The sequence below is a fragment of the Mesorhizobium sp. M0761 genome, assembly GCF_040320205.1.
Classification (GTDB): Bacteria; Pseudomonadota; Alphaproteobacteria; order Rhizobiales; family Rhizobiaceae; genus Mesorhizobium.
The window spans coordinates 145,471-161,432 of record NZ_JAMYPF010000007.1 but is presented as its reverse complement, the minus strand read 5'-3'; the positions used below and the strand labels follow the sequence as shown (position 1 = coordinate 161,432).

16 protein-coding genes are annotated in these 15,962 nt (G+C 62.1%); 4 read left to right on the top strand and 12 right to left on the bottom strand.

The annotated features are described in order from the left end of the window. Window positions 1-206: 206 nt before the first annotated feature. The 8 genes from NKI32_RS14315 to NKI32_RS14280 all read right to left on the bottom strand — a co-directional run bounded on the left by NKI32_RS14315 (window position 207) and on the right by NKI32_RS14280 (window position 7,324). Entirely contained in the window at window positions 207-935 is a 729-nt protein-coding gene (locus NKI32_RS14315) for an amino acid ABC transporter ATP-binding protein (RefSeq protein WP_023670319.1), read from the bottom strand. 70 nt (window positions 936-1,005) lie between these two features. Then, a complete protein-coding gene (locus NKI32_RS14310) occupies window positions 1,006-1,680 on the bottom strand; it encodes an amino acid ABC transporter permease (RefSeq protein WP_023684787.1) in 675 nt (224 codons plus the stop codon). After that, window positions 1,677-2,354 (bottom strand): amino acid ABC transporter permease, encoded by a 678-nt coding sequence (locus tag NKI32_RS14305; protein WP_023693902.1) that lies wholly within the window; start codon window positions 2,352-2,354, stop codon window positions 1,677-1,679. Before NKI32_RS14305 ends, NKI32_RS14310 begins: the two co-directional genes overlap by 4 nt. 143 nt (window positions 2,355-2,497) lie before the next feature. Beyond that, the gene (locus NKI32_RS14300; RefSeq protein WP_023684789.1) at window positions 2,498-3,286 is read right to left on the bottom strand and encodes an ABC transporter substrate-binding protein; all 789 of its coding nucleotides are present in this window, start codon (window positions 3,284-3,286) and stop codon (window positions 2,498-2,500) included. 108 nt (window positions 3,287-3,394) lie between these two features. Further along, window positions 3,395-4,558: a saccharopine dehydrogenase family protein gene (locus NKI32_RS14295; RefSeq protein WP_023733917.1), complete on the bottom strand. Its 1,164-nt coding sequence runs from the start codon at window positions 4,556-4,558 to the stop codon at window positions 3,395-3,397. Beyond that, window positions 4,555-5,064: an Lrp/AsnC family transcriptional regulator gene (locus NKI32_RS14290; RefSeq protein ID WP_023670324.1), complete on the bottom strand. Its 510-nt coding sequence runs from the start codon at window positions 5,062-5,064 to the stop codon at window positions 4,555-4,557. Before NKI32_RS14290 ends, NKI32_RS14295 begins: the two co-directional genes overlap by 4 nt. A gap of 319 nt (window positions 5,065-5,383) precedes the next feature. Beyond that, entirely contained in the window at window positions 5,384-6,529 is a 1,146-nt protein-coding gene (locus NKI32_RS14285) for an acyltransferase family protein (protein WP_353002873.1), read from the bottom strand. Between the two features lie 69 nt (window positions 6,530-6,598). Next, window positions 6,599-7,324 (bottom strand): 3-keto-5-aminohexanoate cleavage protein, encoded by a 726-nt coding sequence (locus tag NKI32_RS14280; RefSeq protein ID WP_023805623.1) that lies wholly within the window; start codon window positions 7,322-7,324, stop codon window positions 6,599-6,601. A gap of 200 nt (window positions 7,325-7,524) precedes the next feature. Here NKI32_RS14280 and NKI32_RS14275 point away from each other — a divergent pair, with 200 nt between their 5' ends. Both NKI32_RS14275 and NKI32_RS14270 read left to right on the top strand, forming a co-directional pair. Beyond that, a complete protein-coding gene (locus NKI32_RS14275) occupies window positions 7,525-7,947 on the top strand; it encodes an OsmC family protein (RefSeq protein WP_023670326.1) in 423 nt (140 codons plus the stop codon). A gap of 44 nt (window positions 7,948-7,991) precedes the next feature. After that, a complete protein-coding gene (locus NKI32_RS14270; RefSeq protein WP_023684792.1) occupies window positions 7,992-8,531 on the top strand; it encodes a carboxymuconolactone decarboxylase family protein in 540 nt (179 codons plus the stop codon). Window positions 8,532-8,577: 46 nt separating this feature from the next. On the opposite strand, the gene NKI32_RS14265 is transcribed toward NKI32_RS14270, so the two are convergent. Continuing rightward, window positions 8,578-9,036 (bottom strand): hypothetical protein, encoded by a 459-nt coding sequence (locus NKI32_RS14265; RefSeq protein ID WP_050586866.1) that lies wholly within the window; start codon window positions 9,034-9,036, stop codon window positions 8,578-8,580. 65 nt (window positions 9,037-9,101) lie between these two features. On the opposite strand from NKI32_RS14265, the gene NKI32_RS14260 reads away from it, so the two are divergent. After that, complete coding sequence (locus tag NKI32_RS14260; RefSeq protein WP_023705198.1) at window positions 9,102-9,845, top strand: 2OG-Fe(II) oxygenase; 744 nt, start codon at window positions 9,102-9,104, stop codon at window positions 9,843-9,845. 52 nt (window positions 9,846-9,897) lie between these two features. On the opposite strand, the gene NKI32_RS14255 is transcribed toward NKI32_RS14260, so the two are convergent. Further along, window positions 9,898-10,212: an EthD family reductase gene (locus NKI32_RS14255; protein ID WP_023814884.1), complete on the bottom strand. Its 315-nt coding sequence runs from the start codon at window positions 10,210-10,212 to the stop codon at window positions 9,898-9,900. 226 nt (window positions 10,213-10,438) lie between these two features. Between NKI32_RS14255 and NKI32_RS14250 the strand changes: the two genes are divergently transcribed. Further along, on the top strand, window positions 10,439-12,061 hold the full coding sequence (locus NKI32_RS14250; protein WP_023670331.1) for an ABC-F family ATP-binding cassette domain-containing protein: 1,623 nt from the start codon (window positions 10,439-10,441) through the stop codon (window positions 12,059-12,061). A 45-nt stretch (window positions 12,062-12,106) separates the two neighbouring features. Here the strand turns inward: NKI32_RS14250 and NKI32_RS14245 are convergent, their stop codons facing one another. Continuing rightward, complete coding sequence (locus NKI32_RS14245) at window positions 12,107-14,728, bottom strand: bifunctional diguanylate cyclase/phosphodiesterase (RefSeq protein WP_352534990.1); 2,622 nt, start codon at window positions 14,726-14,728, stop codon at window positions 12,107-12,109. Window positions 14,729-14,990: 262 nt separating this feature from the next. Then, a complete protein-coding gene (locus NKI32_RS14240) occupies window positions 14,991-15,842 on the bottom strand; it encodes a hypothetical protein (RefSeq protein WP_352626522.1) in 852 nt (283 codons plus the stop codon). Between the last annotated feature and the right edge of the window lie 120 nt (window positions 15,843-15,962).

Below are 15,962 nucleotides of genomic sequence, written 5' to 3'. Positions count from 1 at the left end.
GTACAGCCGATGGTGGCCCGCCTGGAACTGGATGGTACGGCTCTATCGACCACGCGCTGAGGTTATGGACGGCACGTGGAAGTTCCCAGAGGCGTAGCCGGAGACCTAAACGTAGCCGATCCACTCTACCGGCGGCTCGTTGTTTGGCGCTATGCGTCGACAGTTCCTGCCCCGCGGCCTTTCGGACGACCGGCTTTGGCTAAACTCTAATGCCTTAGAATCTTGCTTAGAAAAGCCCGGCTGCGGTCGGTCTTCGGGTCGGAGAAAAACGCCTCCGGCGTGCCGCTTTCGACGATGGCGCCGGCGTCCATGAACACCACGCGCTGCGCCACCTTGCGGGCAAAGCCCATTTCGTGCGTTACCACCATCATGGTCATGCCTTCCTCGGCCACCGCGACCATGACGTCGAGCACTTCGGAAATCATCTCGGGATCGAGCGCCGAGGTCGGTTCGTCAAACAGCATGATCTTGGGGCGCATGCCGAGGCAGCGCGCGATGGCCACACGCTGCTGCTGGCCGCCGGACAGCTGTGACGGGTAGGCGTTGACCTTGTCGGCGAGGCCGACCTTGGCCAGCAAGTCGCGCCCGGCCTGCTCGGCCTCGGCGCGGGGGATCTTGCGCACATGGATCGGCGCCAGCGTGACGTTTTCCAGCGCCGTCTTGTGCGGGTAGAGGTTGAACGACTGGAAGACGAAGCCGATCTCGGTGCGCAGCTGCGTCATGTTGGTGGCGGGGTCGCCGAGGCGCTGGCCGTCGACGACGAGGTCGCCATCCTTGATCGCTTCCAGGCCGTTGATGCAGCGGATCAGCGTCGACTTGCCCGAACCACTTGGGCCGCAGACGACGACCACTTCGCGCGGCTCGACGCTGAGCGTGATGTCCTTCAGCACATTGAGCGAGCCGAACCATTTGTTGACGCCGCGAAAGTCGATCATGCCCGTTTTGGTCAGGTTTGTCTTGGTCGGGCTTGGATTGGTCATGGCGGTCAGCCCTTTGGGTTCGATGTCACAGCTGCACCTCGCCATGCGCTGCGCCCATGCGGCGCTCCAGCCGGCGGGCGAGCATGATCAGCGGATAGCAGACGACGAAATAGCCGACGCCGACCAGGAAGAAGACCAGCAGGCCGTTGGGCACACGCTGCACCACCAGCCAGCCGACGCGGGTGAGGTCGGTCAGCCCGATCGCCGAGACGACGGAAGAATCCTTGATCAACAGTACATATTGCCCGACCAGCGGCGGCAGCACGATGCGCATCGCCTGCGGCAGCACCACCTGGCGCATGCGTTGCCAGCGCGACAGGCCGGACGCCAGAGCTGCCTCAACCTGGCCGGTCGGCACCGAGCGGATGCCGGCGGCGACGATCTCGCAGATGAAGCACGCGGCGAGGTTGGTGAGCGCGATGATGCCGGCGGTGAAGGCATCGAGCTCGATGCCGAATTCCGGCAGGATGAAGAAGATCAGAAAGATCTGCACCAGGAACGGCGTGCCGCGGATCAGGTCGACCCAGGCCCCGATCACGCTCGAGATCAGCCGGTTGCCGCCGGTGCGCAATATGCCGAGGCCGAAGCCAAGCAGCGTGCCCAGCACCAGGCTGATCGCCGACAGCATCACGGTCATGCCAAGGCCGCGCAAGGCGAGGGGGTAGCTGCCGGCCAGGCTTTGCAGCTGTTGCCAGATCATGTGCTGCTCCTTGCCGGCTGCAGACCGAGCCAGCGACTGGACAGCCCCGCCAGTCCTTTGAGGCCGTAATAGAGCAGCAGATAGAAGGCGGCGATGGTGATGAAACCTTCCGCCGGCATGAAGCGGTCGGACGCCAGCAACTGGCCGGCGCGCGTCAGTTCGGAAACCGAGATCAGCGACAAAAGCGCGGAATCCTTGACCAGCACGATCGCCTGGCCGAGCAGCGGCGGGATCGTCACCTTGAAGGCTTGCGGCAGGATGACCAGGCGCATGCGCTGGACATAGGTCATCCCCGAGGCGACGCCGGCCTCGACCTGGCCGCGCGGGATCGACAGGATGCCGGCGCGGATGATTTCCGCGACATAGGCGCCGCTGTTCAGCGACAGAGCGATGATGCCGACGACCAGCTCGGGCAGGACGAAGCCGAGACGCGGCAGGCCGAAATAGAGGAAGTAGAGCTGCGCCAGCAACGGCGTGGCGCGCACGGCATCGATATAGCCCTTGGCCAGCACGCGAAACAGCTGGCCGCGCTGCAGGTTCATGGCGGCGAGCACGATGCCGACGGCCAGCGCGCCCGCAAAGGACAGCGCCGACAGCCACACGGTCGTGATCAGACCCTGCCCGAACAAAGGCAGATATTCGATGATGGTGCGGAAGCTGAAATTTTCGAGCATGGCGGTGAATGGTGAATGCTGAATGGGCAGTAGTGAGTAGTGAGTAGTGAGTAGTGAGTAGTGAGTAGCGTCCGGAATGGCCATTCACCATTCACCATTCACCATTCACTACTTCCTACTCACTACTCCCTGCTTACCTCTGCTTAGTGATCCTTCTTCCAGGCGTCGGAATTGACCCAGTAGTCGAGGTTCTTCTGCAGGCGGCCGTCGATGCTGACCTGGTTGAGGAACAGGTTCATCCAGATCAACAGGTCCGGCTCGTCGTAGCGGGTGGCGAAGGCAAGCGGCTCCTTCGACAACAGGTCCGGCATGATGGTGAAGGTGCCGGCGGGATAGGCTGTCGACTGACCCTTGACCGCCGAGACGTCGTTGACGCCGCAATCGGCCTGGCCGTTGTTGACTGCGTCGAGCAGCAGCGGGCCGCCGCCCTTGTAGCTCTTGATGTCGGCATCCGGGAAGGCGTTCTTGGCTTCCTTTTCGCCGGTGGCGCCCAACAGCACGGCGATCTTGGTGCCCTTGGCCTTGCAGTCCTCGGTTGTCTTGAACTTGCTGTCGGCCTTGGTGAAGACGGTGCTGCCCGTATACATGTAAGGTGTGGTGAAGGCGACCTTCATGCCGCGCGCCAGCGTCGGCGTCATGTCGGCGACGAGCAGGTCGGCCTTGCCCGAAAGCAGCGCCGGGATCAGCCCGTCCCAATCATAGTCGAGGAAGGTGATCTTGACGCCCATTTCCTTGGCCATCAGTTCGGCGAGTTCGACCGAACTGCCGGTGCGCTCGCCGGCCGCGCCGACCAGCGAGAAGGGAGGTCCTTGCGTCTGTACCGCGACGCGCAGTTCGCCGCGCTTGGTGATCTCGTCGAGCGTTCCGGCACTGGCAGCAGCGGTCAGGCCCGCAAGCGCAAGTCCGGCGATGAAAAGCTTGGCAATCTTCATTTGGCATTCCTCCTGTTATCGTTGTTGTTCCACTTTGTTATTCCACCCTATTGGGTGTTTTTTGAGCGGCGGCACCGTTTGCCGGCGGCAGCCACCGTTCGAAAATCCTCAGTCCCAGGCCACCGTCTCGGCAACCTTGATGCCACGCCTGGCCAGCTCGTCGAAGAACGGCCCGTCCGGCACATGCAGCAGCGGGTTCAAAAGCCCTGGTGTGGCGATCTCGCGCCGCGCCAGCATCTGCGCCACGATGCTGGCGGGATAGCCGACGCCAAGGCTCATGCCGAACAGGCCTGATGCCAGGTCGCGTTCGATGATCAGGTCCGACGTCACCGTTTTGGCGCGGCCGCCTTCGAGACCGGAAAAGACATTGCGCATCACGCAAAGGTCCTTCTCGTCGGCGCCATATTGCAGTTGCGGGCCGAGCAGACGGCCGAGAAATTCGCGTGGGCTGGCGCCGGTGCCGGGCACCTTGTCTTCGGAGAGGAAGCCGAGTTCCTTCAGCGGCGCCCAGAACGCCGACCATCCCGGCCAGCGCAGCGTATAGCGGCCCGAGCGTTGCAATCCCTTGGCGGCTGCCAGCATCTCGACATAGTGCAGAGCGTCGCCATTGGGGAAAGCTTCCAGCCGGCCGAGGCCCGCGACCTCGATCTCGTGGATGAAGGCATTGTCGTGCTGTCGGCCGGCCGGCACTTCGACGCGCTTGCCATGCTCGATCATCACGCTGTCGCGGTTCTGGCTGACCAGAACCATGTCGAAATTCCAGCTTACCTTGTAGCAAAGCGGCTTCGCCATCGCCTTCGGTTCGGGGATGCCGCCGCAATAGGAATCGATCGAGGAGATCGTAGAGAACTGCTTTGCGGCGCGCGCATAGAGCACGAGGTCGATGCCGGGATCGAGCCCACATTCGGTCATGATCGAAACGCCGGCCTGTTCAGCCTCCGGCGCCAGATCGGCAATCGCCTTGCCGTAATTGGTAGTGACCAGCGGCGTGCGCGTTGCGATCGCGGCCTGCACCGCCTCGCGCATCAATGGCTGCGGCAACAGATCGATGGCGGCGTCGACATCCGCCAGCACGGTGGCAAGCGCCGGACCGATCGCGCCCTCGGGCATGACGAAACGCACGCGGGAAAGGTCGGTCAGCCCGGCAAGCCGGGCAGGGCCGTCAGCCGACGTATCGACGCAGACGACTTCCTCGACACCGGCGCTGGCGACGAGATCGGCGATGGCCGCCCGTCCCTGCAGGCCGAGGCCGCCGAGAACAGCTATTCTCATGCCGGCTCCTTGCGTGACGGTGTTTCTTCCGACCAGCAGCCTTCGGGAAGGCTGACCCATTTGTTGCATGAAGCCATGACGACGAAGGTTTCGCTGCGCACGACTTCCCCGGGAATGCCGGCGCCCGGAATCAGCTCGCTGGTGATGCGGTAGAGGTCGGCGACATCGCCGGCGACGGTCACGTCGACGATGATGTCGAAGCGCCCGGTAACCACCGAGGCCGAGTTGACGAAAGGCAGTTCGGCAATGCGCTGCGCCAGTTCCCGGGCGCGGCCACGTCCCTGAGCGTTGATGCCGACAATGGCCGAGATCAGCTCGGGGCGTTCGGTCAGATTGAGCAGCCCGACGATCTTCAAGAGGTTGCGGTCGAGCAGATTGCGCAACCTTGAGCGCACCGTCGGCACTGAGATCGCCATCGTCTCGGCGAGCCGGTTGATGCCGGGCTGGGCATCTTGCGACAACAGCTTTACCAGCCGTCGATCGGTTTGATCGAGATGCTCACGCAAAAGGCAAGGCTTTCATAAAGGGAAAGAAACGATGGGATTTTCTTTCGGATATGAAAAATACCTTATGGGAAATTTTTAACAGCAGCAAGAGCTATGTCATCCCTCTGTGCCAGTTCCCGTGTGCGTTCAGGCAAGACAGGATGCATGTCGTCCCAAAACCGCTGCACATTTTGGGGCAGTCGAGGATGTGCGCGACAGCACTAGGTGACGGAGTTCGAAGACGATCTTGCCGCGGCCGTGGTCGCTTGAACGCGACGGTAGGTCGTAGTGAGCAACGCACCCGAATGGCAGGCCGACCGAGCTGCGGCGTAGCCGCAACTCACGCCTTCACCTGATAAGCGGAGAGGCTCATTCGCGACATGGCCAAAAGCGGCCTTTCGATAAAACTATAACTCGCCAGGGACACGGCGATGCAGGCGGTGACAATAGCTATGCTTGCAAGCCATGGTGACACATTGGCGGTTGCAACGACAGGAGCGATCGCGAGCAGCACGATAGGATGGGTCAGATAGAGAGAGTAGGAAGCATCTCCCAGCCTTGCCAGCACGCGAGGAGCAAAAAGTCGGAAGTAGCTCTCCAGGCTGATGCAACCCGCGACAAGGATCAGCGCCGGGATACCTTGAGCAAGGGTTCGCGGCAAGTTGAAGCCAAGTACCATCACCAGTGTGGACACAATAGCGAACCCGACAGCCGAGGCACCCAGGAAAGCGGGCAAACGCATCAGTCTGCCGACCAGATGGCCGACAGCCATGCCGGCAAGGAACTCAAACAGGATTGGCGTGGTATAGAAAAACAGCACAGTGTCGGCGGCGGGTTTGAAGATAATGCGTGCGGCTACGGCGATTGCAAAGACAACGCCAATCGTGGCCATTTGCGTCAGCGCACCAAAACCCATAGTCGCCGCGAACAGAATGTAAAACAGGATTTCCAGATTGAGCGTCCAACCCACGCCAAGCACTGGCTGGACATAGCCTGTGGCCGTATCGAGATAGGGCACGAAAAGCAGGCTATTGGTAATCTGCTCAAAGGACACTCCACGACCGGCAAACAGCCAAAGTGCGGCGACCATGAGGAAGGTCATGACCCAATAGAACGGAACGACGCGCGTGAACCGCTGCATCAAAAAAGCACGGTGGTCGCGATGTCTGTTCTCCGTCGAGAGAACCATGACAAAACCGCTGATGACGAAAAACAGGTCGACGCCGCTGTTTAGAATGGGAATAGGCAAATCGAGCACGCCTAGTGCGGCCGGAAGATGATAGATAACAACCATTAGGGCTGCTAGTCCCCGCAGGGTCTGTATCGATGTATATTGTTGAATCCGACGCGGCGCAGCGTGATCATTATCCGGAATGACGTTCATTAAAAAATGTCCCCGATGCCGGAGAATATTAACACAGATGAGATCGTTGATGCGACGATTAACTGCCGGTTTAATTAATACATAAAATTTGAATAGCTTCACCGACTTTCGCGGCCCGGGCCTTGCGATCGCCATCGTCTCGGCGATGCCTTGGCGCGCTGCTTGTATGCGCTATCGCCCGGCCTGGAAGATCGCCACCGCTGCCGCCGTCAGCGCGGCATTGCCGGCCGCAACCGTGCCATCCGGCAGATGCTTCCCATCCTCCAGCCCGACGCGCGTCGACCAGTCGCGATCCGCGGCACGGCGCACGAACGGCCACACCGTCGCGTTCTCGCCATGCAGCAGGATGGCACGGCGAATGCCGGCGCGCTCCAGGACCTGTTCGATGCCGTCGGCGACCGCAAAAGCCTCGTCTAGCGTCTGCTCGGAAATCTCGATCAGCACGCGCAGCACGCGCCCGCCATGGTCGAGGCCGACCAGCCGCTCGGCGTCGGCGACCGACGCCAGACCCGCCTCGATGCCGATGCCGCGCTGGCGCAGGCTCTCCATGACGATCGGTGCCGCCGCCTCGCTGAGATTGACCGAGGCATAGTCCGGCAATTCGCGCCAGCCGGCGATGGCGACCAGCGTGCTTGTATCGTCATTCTCGATCCAGGCGCCGGTGGAGACGCCGATCAGCGTACCGGGGCAGGCACGGCGCAGCCCTGCGATCGTCAGGTCCATCGCTGCCGGCGCAAGGCTCTCGCGGCGGTCCGCTCCGCGGGCATGGACATGCAGCTCAGCTGCGCCCGCGGCAATCGAAGCCGCCCCGTCGCGCGCCATAGCGTCGGAGTCGAGCGGCAGTGTGGGGTGAAAATCGGCGGCGCGCGCGCCATTGATACAGGCCTGGACGATCATGGCTCTCGCGATCCTGTTGCGGATCGCGCGAGCCTACCGCAGGGCAGGGCGGAGAGGGAACGGGCGTGGTGAAGATTGCTGACAGGGTGCCGCTTCTGCGGAGGTTGCGGTATCGGCCCAGGACATACCATATAGCGGGACAGGACACGCCACGGGCGATCCTTACCCCTTTGCCGGACTGCCGGCCAGAAGGATTTGCGATGGCTGAGTTGAAGGTCAGAACCCGCGTCACCGGCGCGACGGCGACGCTGCAGCCCGGCGGCTTGCCTTCCATCACCACTCCGACCGGCGGTGCAGTCGATGTCGTCACCGGCGTCAGCGCGCCGGGCTTCAATCCGCTCGACCTGCTCTACGCCTCGCTCGCCGCCTGCATGGTGCTGAGTGCGCGCATCGCCGCCTCCCGCCTCGGGGTTGCCGCCGCGCTTGGCGAGGTGCGCGCCGAGGTCAGCGGCGAGAAGGCCAAGGACGAGCCGTCGCGCGTCGAAAGGCTCAACATCAGGCTCGACATCTCAGGCGATCTCGACGCTGCGACCAAGCAGCGGATCGTCGAGGACGCCGAAGCGATCTGCACGGTGTCCAACACGCTGCGCGCCGCGCCGCAATTGCATACGACGCTTGGGTGAGGGCTTCGCAGAATGCCTCGCTGCCACCAACCAAGGACCGTCCCATGGCCATGATCCCGCCGATCGACTACGCCTCGGCATCGCATGACATCCGCGCCGAGCACGACAGGGAGCTTGGCCTGCGCGGACGCATGACCAACATGAAGCGCATCCTGCTGCATTCACCGGCGGCCCACCGCATCTATGCCGAATGGTTCACCCTGCGCGATCTGCTCAAGCCCGCACTCGACGACCGCGCTGTCTGGCTGTTGTCGCTGGCGATCTCCGAGAGATGCCGCGCCGAGATACCGCTTACCTTCTTCCGCCGCGCGCTGATCGATGGTGGCCTTGATCCCGAGGCAATCCAGCCAACCTCCGACGAGGCGTTGCTGATCGAATTTGGCAAGGCAGTCGCCGCCGATGCCAATGTCATTCCGAACGACATCTGGGCAGCGCTGAAGGCTCGCTATGACGACACGCTGCTGGTCAACCTCGTCGCCTTCGCCGGCATCATGGTGGCGACCTGCCTGTTCACAAACGCGGTGAGGGTCGATCTGGACCCTGAGTTGGAGGCGTATCGCCGCAAGGGTGCCGATCCGGTCTGATGCGATCGATACGCAGTCGATCTGCAGTGGATATCGCCCGGAAGGATCAGCCGTAGTAGCCGGCTCCAAACAGCAAAAGTGTTTCCACCTGGGAGTCCGCTTCTTTTCCTATGGCTGTCCAGATGCTGATGCCGAGAGCATTCGAAATCGCGCTATCGATCTCGACCTTCACATTGGGGTCGGTTTGTCTCAAGAACCTCAGCGCAACCTCCATGGAAATCGGAAACAGCGACGCGCCACCCAGTTCCAAGATCGCAGGCGAGGTGAATTCTAGCGCTTCGAGTGCGCCATCGGCCTTGTAATAGGCGAATACTCCAAGGTCCGGCCAATAGTCGGCCGGAACGCTGGTTGGGCTCCGCCGAAAGACCTTGAGCTCTCCTGAAAAGAAGGATCTGACAGTCGCCTTAGACGATCCGAGAGGAAGCCCTTTGACGCCATTTAGCGGTTCGATCGAAAGATGCATGTACACAGTTAATCGCTGCCGGCAGCAGATGACAATGTTCATCGCAGGAATCGGGTGGCCCAGGCGCCTCGTTCGCCCCACTTTGACCGCAAGCAAAGGAGGCATCCATGACCATCCATTCGATAAGCACCAAACGGGCAGCCCATTCGGCCGAAGCGCGCGTCGCAGCGCAGGACTGGAGTGCTCTGATCGGCGAACTGAACAGCCACGGCAGCGCCGTCATGCCGGCGTTGCTTGCACCCGAGGAGTGCGCCGAGATCGCCGGTCTCTATCCGCATGAGGACCATTTCCGCAGCCATGTGGTGATGGCCCGCCATGGCTTCGGCAAGGGCGAGTACCGCTATTTCCGCTATCCGCTGCCGGATCTGGTCGGTGGCCTGCGCACCGCGCTCTATCCCAGGCTGGCCGGCGTCGCGAACGACTGGAACGATCGCATGGGCGCGGCACGGCGCTATCCCGATGACCACGCCGCCTTCCTCCAGCTTTGCCACGAAGGCGGCCAAACGCGGCCGACGCCGCTTCTCCTCCAATATGGCCCCGGCGACTTCAACTGCCTCCACCAGGATCTCTATGGCGACCTCGCTTTTCCCCTGCAGGTCGCGATCCTGTTGTCGCAGCCGGGCGAGGATTTCACCGGCGGCGAATTCGTGCTGACCGAGCAGCGCCCGCGCATGCAAAGCCGTGCCGAAGTGGTGCCGCTGACCCGGGGCGATGCAGTGATCTTTGCTGTCCACAATCGCCCGGTGCAAGGTACGAAAGGGCACTACCGCGTCAATCTCCGGCACGGCGTCAGCCGCCTGCGCTCGGGACGGCGGCATACGGTGGGAATCATCTTCCACGACGCGAAGTAACGTCGTCCGCTTCGGCGCGGCTCCTTCGTTCCACTCCGAGATCGGCTAAGATTCACACTTGGTCGACGTCGAACAGGAGCATCGTCAAGTCATCGTCTCCTGGGGCGAGTATACGCCGGTCAGCGGCGCAGGCAATGCCGATTTCGGTGGCAAATGCGCTCTGCATATCGGCGAGGCTGTCGAAATAGAGTGTCCCGACCAGATACGGAATCTCGCCCGCCGAGCGCTTGATGATGGGCCGCCTGCTGATTTCGTAGCGCCGCAGTCCGGGAAGCTTCTTGGCCAGCGGCACATGAACCTCGAAATAGTGCCGGTCGAACGCCTCCGGATCAGCCGGGGTTTTGTAGATCACGAGCATCTTGGCCATCGTCATATTCCTGCCTGTTGGTGTCGCTGTTTGGGGGCCATGCAGGCCGCCGTGCCAATGTCGTTCCGCGAGGGCGGTTTTCGACAATCGCTGGATTTTTGTTTCGGGCGCGATGACGGGTCCTCGCCACCATCTGTGGCGCTTCTGCCTCTTTCCTCCTTGCGCTCATTCGCGTATGGCCCCGGGCAAATCCCTCAACTTTGCACCAACTCCCCCGGACCGCCTCATGATCCGTCTTGAAAGCATCAGCAAGCAGAACGGCCGCCAGCTTGTCTTCATCGAGGCCTCGGCCTCGCTACAGAAGGGCGAGAAGGTCGGCCTTGTCGGGCCGAACGGCGCCGGCAAGACGACGCTGTTTCGCATGATCACCGGCCAGGAGCAGCCCGACGAGGGCCAGGTGCAGGTCGATCGCGGCGTCACCATCGGCTATTTCAGCCAGGATGTCGGCGACATGGCGGGCCATAGTGCTGTGGCCGAAGTGATGAACGGCGCCGGGCCGGTCAGCGACGTGGCGGCCGAAATGGCCGAACTCGAGGCGGCCATGGCCGATCCCGAGCAGGCCGACCGGATGGACGAGATCATCGAGAAGTACGGCGAGGCGCAGCATCGTTTCGAGGAGCTCGACGGCTATGCGCTCGATGGCCGCGCCCGCGAAGTGCTCGACGGCCTCGGCTTTTCCCAGGAGATGATGGATGGCGACGTCGGCAAACTGTCCGGCGGCTGGAAGATGCGCGTGGCGCTCGCCCGCATCCTGTTGATGCGGCCCGACGTCATGCTGCTCGACGAACCGTCGAACCATCTCGATCTCGAAAGCCTGATCTGGCTGGAGCAGTTCCTGAAGGGTTATGAGGGCGCGCTGCTGATGACCTCGCACGACCGCGAGTTCATGAACCGCATCGTCAACAAGGTGGTCGAGATCGACGCCGGTTCGCTCACCGCCTATTCCGGCAATTACGAATTCTACCAGCAGCAGCGGGCGATCGCCGACAAGCAGCAGCAGGCGCAGTTCGAGCGCCAGCAGGCCATGCTGGCCAAGGAGATCGCTTTTATCGAGCGCTTCAAGGCGCGGGCGTCACACGCCGCCCAGGTGCAGAGCCGGGTGAAGAAGCTCGACAAGATCGATCGTGTCGAGCCGCCCAAGCGCCGCCAGATCGTGAATTTCGATTTTCAGCCGGCGCCGCGCTGCGGCGAGGATGTCGTGACGCTGAAGAACGTCCACAAGGGATATGGCAGTCGCTCGATCTATGAGGGGCTGGATTTCCAGGTCCGCCGCCGCGAGCGCTGGTGCATCATGGGCGTCAACGGCGCCGGCAAGTCAACGCTGCTGAAGCTGGTGGCAGGCGCTTCCGATCCCGACACCGGCACGGTCGCGCGGGGGCCGAGCGTGAAAATGGGCTATTTCGCCCAGCACGCCATGGAGGTGCTGGAGGGCGAACGCACCGTGTTCCAGACGCTGGAGGACGCGTTTCCGCAAGCCGGCCAGGCGCCGCTCAGGGCACTCGCCGGCTGCTTCGGCTTTTCCGGCGACGAGATCGAGAAGAAATGCCGGGTGCTGTCGGGCGGCGAAAAGGCGCGCCTGGTGATGGCGTTGATGCTGTTCGACCCGCCCAATCTTCTGGTGCTCGACGAGCCGACCAACCACCTCGACATCGCGACCAAGGAGATGCTGATCACGGCGCTGTCGCAGTACGAAGGCACCATGCTGTTCGTCTCGCACGACCGCCATTTCCTGGCCGCACTCTCCAACCGCGTGCTGGAACTGACGCCCGAAGGCATCCACACCTATGGCGGCGGCTATACCGAATATGTGGAGAGGACCGGGCACGAGGCGCCGGGGCTGCGGACCTGACGCAGGTCCTGCGTCCGCATTTGCGTCGAGCAAAGCCAGGATTTGTCAGCTCGCCGCCAGCCATTTGCGCGACTGCGCGAAGGCCTTGAAGGCTTTGGCGTCCATCGGGTAGCCGAACAGGAAGCCTTGCAGGATGTCGCAGCCAAGCTCTTTCAGGATGCGCGCGTGCTCCATCGTCTCGACGCCCTCGGCGATCACTTCGATCCCGAGCGACTTGCCGATGTCGATGATGGACGACACAAGCTGCCGCTGTGCGGTTGAGCTGGTGATGGGGGTGACCAGTTGGCGGTCGATCTTGAGGCGACGGGGCCGCAACTTCAACAGCGAGACGATCGAGGCATGCCCGGTGCCGAAATCGTCGATCTCGACGTCGATGCCGAGCCCCTTGATGTGTTCGATGTTCCAGCTGACCAGCTCGTCGTTTTCGTCGAGGAAAATCGACTCCACCAGTTCGAACGACACGGTCCCTTCCTTGATGGGAAGCTTGCGCAAACCCTTGATCAGGTCCCTGTCTTCCAGGCGCCGTGCGGAAACGTTGACCGAGACGCGCGGGATGTTGAGGTGGCTGCGCGACCAACGCTCGAAATTATCGAGCGCCTGCTCCAGGACGGTGCGGTCGATAAGCGCCACGACATTGAGTTCTTCAGCCACCTTGATGTAGGCGTCGGGGGTCAGCATGCCGCGTTGCGGGTGATCCCAACGCGACAGCGCCTCGACGCCGACGATCTCCAGCGTCTTGGCGTCGAACTGCGGCTGATAGTAGACGATGAATTCGTTCCGCTCGAGCCCGCCCAGAATCTCGTCGGCGGTCTGCTTGGTCCGCACGATCTCGCTCTGCAGCTCTTCGTTGAAAAACTCGTAGCGGTTGCGGCCGCGGCCTTTCGCCCGGTACAGCGCCAGATCGGCATTGACAAGCAACTGCCTTGCATCGACGCCGCTATTGGCCGCAATGCCGATGCTGACGCCGAATCGGCACTGGTGACCCAGATAGTCGACCGGCTGGCGCATCGCATCGATAATGTGGTCGGCCAGCGCGGCGAGTTCCTTGTCGTCGCGTCCATGGCTCAGCACGACAAACTCGTCGCCGCCGATGCGCGCAACGAAATCGGCACTGCCGACGCTGGCCTTGATGACTTTCGAAGCATGCACCAGCAATGCATCGCCCGCTGCATGGCCGAGCGTGTCGTTGATCTGCTTGAACCGGTCAAGGTCGAGATGCAGCAACGCCGCACGGCCGTCGGCTTCGCGGTTTTCGGCAAGCATCTCGTCCAGATACCGACGGTTGGGCAGACCGGTCAGCGAATCATGCATCGCGACATGCTCGATGCGGGCTTTGGCCAGGTTCAGTTCGGCATTTTTCGATTCTGAAAGGCGACGTTCACGCATGAGATTCTCGTTGAGCAGCACGTCGCCTGTCACATCCCATTCGGCGCCGATCATTTTTGGCGTGCCGTCGATGTCCCGGAAGAAACTGGCGCGGGTGCGCACATGGCGAATGGTGCCGTCCGGCCGCAGGAGCCGATACTGCGAAGAGTAGGGGCCTTGTGTTGCAACAGCCGAATCGAAATCTGCTTTAGCCCGTTCGAAGTCTTGGGGATGGATCGCCAGCGCCCAGTCGTCATAGCTACGGGTCTTGCCGCCGCCGGGTTTGCCATAGATTTCGTTGATGCGGTCGTCCCATACGAGTTCGTTGCTGACGGTATCGTGCTCCCACACGCCTATAGCAGAGGCTTCCAACGCCAACTCCAGCCGCCGGGACAGGCGCCTCAACTCGGCGTCACTTTTCTGCCGCTCACCGAAAAGACGTCCTGCCACGAGGATCGGCAGCACCACCAGCGCGCCGGCAAGCGCCATGAGCAGACGCAACAGCCACTCATTTTTCGGAGCGGTCGGCCAGCCGCCCTTCGGTATGGCTGAAATTTGCCAGGAGCCTGAAGGCAATTGCACCTCTGCCATCACCGGATTGCCGGACACGACATTATCGCCGCCGAAGAACAGTTCCCCGCCGCCGCCGAGCGCATCCTTGCCGATAAGCGCCACATCGATATCCAGATCAGGGTCGGTCAGTCCGCTGGCAGCGTAGAGCCGATCGACATCGATCACGGCCGAGACGATACCCCAGAAACGGTCGCCGCCACCCGCCGTCGGCACGAAGACGGGGATACGGCCGATGAAGCCACGTCCGCCTTGCGCCAGTTTAACCGGCCCGGCGAGCACCAGCGCGCGCTGGTCACGGGCGCGAAGCGCGGCCATGCGTTGCGTATCGCTCTTGCGGTAGTCCAGCCCGATGGCTTTTTCATTGCCTTCCAGCGGATACATCAGCGCGATGACGAGGTCGGGGGCGCCGGCAATATCGCGCAACTGCGATTTTTGCTCGAACAGATTACGGGCGAGTGCCGCAAATCTTTGCTGGCCCATATAGGGCTCGGTAACGATTGTCGAAACGAGACCCTGAACCAGCTGGAGATTGCCGCCTATGTTGCCTTCGAGCTTGGCGCGTATGATGTTGACCTTGGCCAGGACGTCGGCCCGCGCCAGCTGATCGGAGACTTCTCTGTTCCTCTGGTCGGCAACCAGGGCGCAGACGAGAAGCACGACAAAGGCAATCGCCGCCGGCAAGTTGGCGGAAGAAAAAACGGCCCGTTTCAACCGGCCGGAATTGAGCATTGCGCCTGCCAACTCGATCCGAAGACCTTTCCAGGACAGTAGTCCTTCGGTCGACCATAGTAGCTAAAGCTTAAATTTGAGCTTCGAGACGAATCCGAGAACAAACGGTAAGCTTTTGGTTGCCAGGGTCCAGCCGAAATCTGAATGAGTGTCCGAAAGTAGGACGCCAGGTTGCAGAGTTCTGCAACCCAGCGGCGAAGTCATATTCGCCTCAGATTGCAACAAGCCGCCTGATCTTGCCGCGCGGGCCCTTGCGGGAGGCTTACTTCCCAGCCATTTGATCGGCCAGCGCCTGCGCCTGGGCGAGCAGCGCCGGGAAAGCCGGGTCAGCCGGCAGGCGCTGCGCCATGCAGGCCCGGTAGTCGCTGTCGCCCTTGTCCCAGGCGGCGTTGGAGGACTCGAACGCTTTTTCGTCCTTCAGGTCCGATGCCTGGTAGGCCTCCTGGAATTTCTGCGCGGCGGCGTCCGCAGCAGCCCACACGGCGTCGCAGGCGGCGATCTTCGGAACGGCAGGGGCTGCCGGCGCTGCGATAATTCTCACGCTGTTGCCTTTGACGAGCGTAACGATGACTTCCTGCTCATAGATCGGCCCGACGTCCTGCGTCCAGCCGCCGAGCCGTGCGAAGGCGATGTCGGCGCCTTCGGGTTTCTTCAATGGAAAGTCGAGCGTTCCCTCGAAGGCGGCGTCGCTGTTGATCGCCTGGGTATAGAAGGCATCCAGCTTAAGCGCCTCATCGATGCCGGCGGGCAGTTTGAAACTTTCGTCGGTCTCGGCGGTTCTGGACTGGAGCCACCGCTCCAGCAGCCCTCGCGTCGTTGCCACCAGGCTGGGGCCGTCGTCGCCCTTGGTGTATCGCAGCCCATCGAGCATGCCATAGCCGATATCGGAGTCGCTGAGGCTTTCGATATTGATTGTGCCGGTTGGCGGAAAGTCCTTGACCGCCAGCGGCCCGATAATGCCGGCAAGACGCTGCTGGAGGTCGGCCAGCGCCTTCTCGTTCTCAGCGTCGATGGTCTCGATTGCCGCGTTCGCACTGTTCAGCGCTGCGATATCAGCAATCGCCTTGTCACGCGCGGCCACATAGTCGTCCTCCGGCGGGGCCGCGAAAGCCACGCTGCTCACCAGTGCAAACAGAAACGTCCAGACCCACCGCATGATATAAACCCTGCTCTACGTTCGATTCCAAGGATACATGACAACATTGGGCTGAAAAAAGACGGCGTTGGAGCTGCC

Bases quoted from the DNA above. Each gene is read 5' to 3' on its own strand.
- NKI32_RS14315 (WP_023670319.1), bottom strand. From the start codon at position 935: ATGATCGACTTTCGCGGCGTCAACAAATGGTTCGGCTCGCTCAATGTG.
- NKI32_RS14310 (WP_023684787.1), bottom strand. From the start codon at position 1,680: ATGATCTGGCAACAGCTGCAAAGCCTGGCCGGCAGCTACCCCCTCGCC.
- NKI32_RS14305 (WP_023693902.1), bottom strand. From the start codon at position 2,354: ATGCTCGAAAATTTCAGCTTCCGCACCATCATCGAATATCTGCCTTTG.
- NKI32_RS14300 (WP_023684789.1), bottom strand. From the start codon at position 3,286: ATGAAGATTGCCAAGCTTTTCATCGCCGGACTTGCGCTTGCGGGCCTG.
- NKI32_RS14295 (WP_023733917.1), bottom strand. From the start codon at position 4,558: ATGAGAATAGCTGTTCTCGGCGGCCTCGGCCTGCAGGGACGGGCGGCC.
- NKI32_RS14280 (WP_023805623.1), bottom strand. From the start codon at position 7,324: ATGATCGTCCAGGCCTGTATCAATGGCGCGCGCGCCGCCGATTTTCAC.
- NKI32_RS14275 (WP_023670326.1), top strand. From the start codon at position 7,525: ATGGCTGAGTTGAAGGTCAGAACCCGCGTCACCGGCGCGACGGCGACG.
- NKI32_RS14270 (WP_023684792.1), top strand. From the start codon at position 7,992: ATGGCCATGATCCCGCCGATCGACTACGCCTCGGCATCGCATGACATC.
- NKI32_RS14265 (WP_050586866.1), bottom strand. From the start codon at position 9,036: ATGAACATTGTCATCTGCTGCCGGCAGCGATTAACTGTGTACATGCAT.
- NKI32_RS14260 (WP_023705198.1), top strand. From the start codon at position 9,102: ATGACCATCCATTCGATAAGCACCAAACGGGCAGCCCATTCGGCCGAA.
- NKI32_RS14255 (WP_023814884.1), bottom strand. From the start codon at position 10,212: ATGGCCAAGATGCTCGTGATCTACAAAACCCCGGCTGATCCGGAGGCG.
- NKI32_RS14250 (WP_023670331.1), top strand. From the start codon at position 10,439: ATGATCCGTCTTGAAAGCATCAGCAAGCAGAACGGCCGCCAGCTTGTC.
- NKI32_RS14245 (WP_352534990.1), bottom strand. From the start codon at position 14,728: ATGCTCAATTCCGGCCGGTTGAAACGGGCCGTTTTTTCTTCCGCCAAC.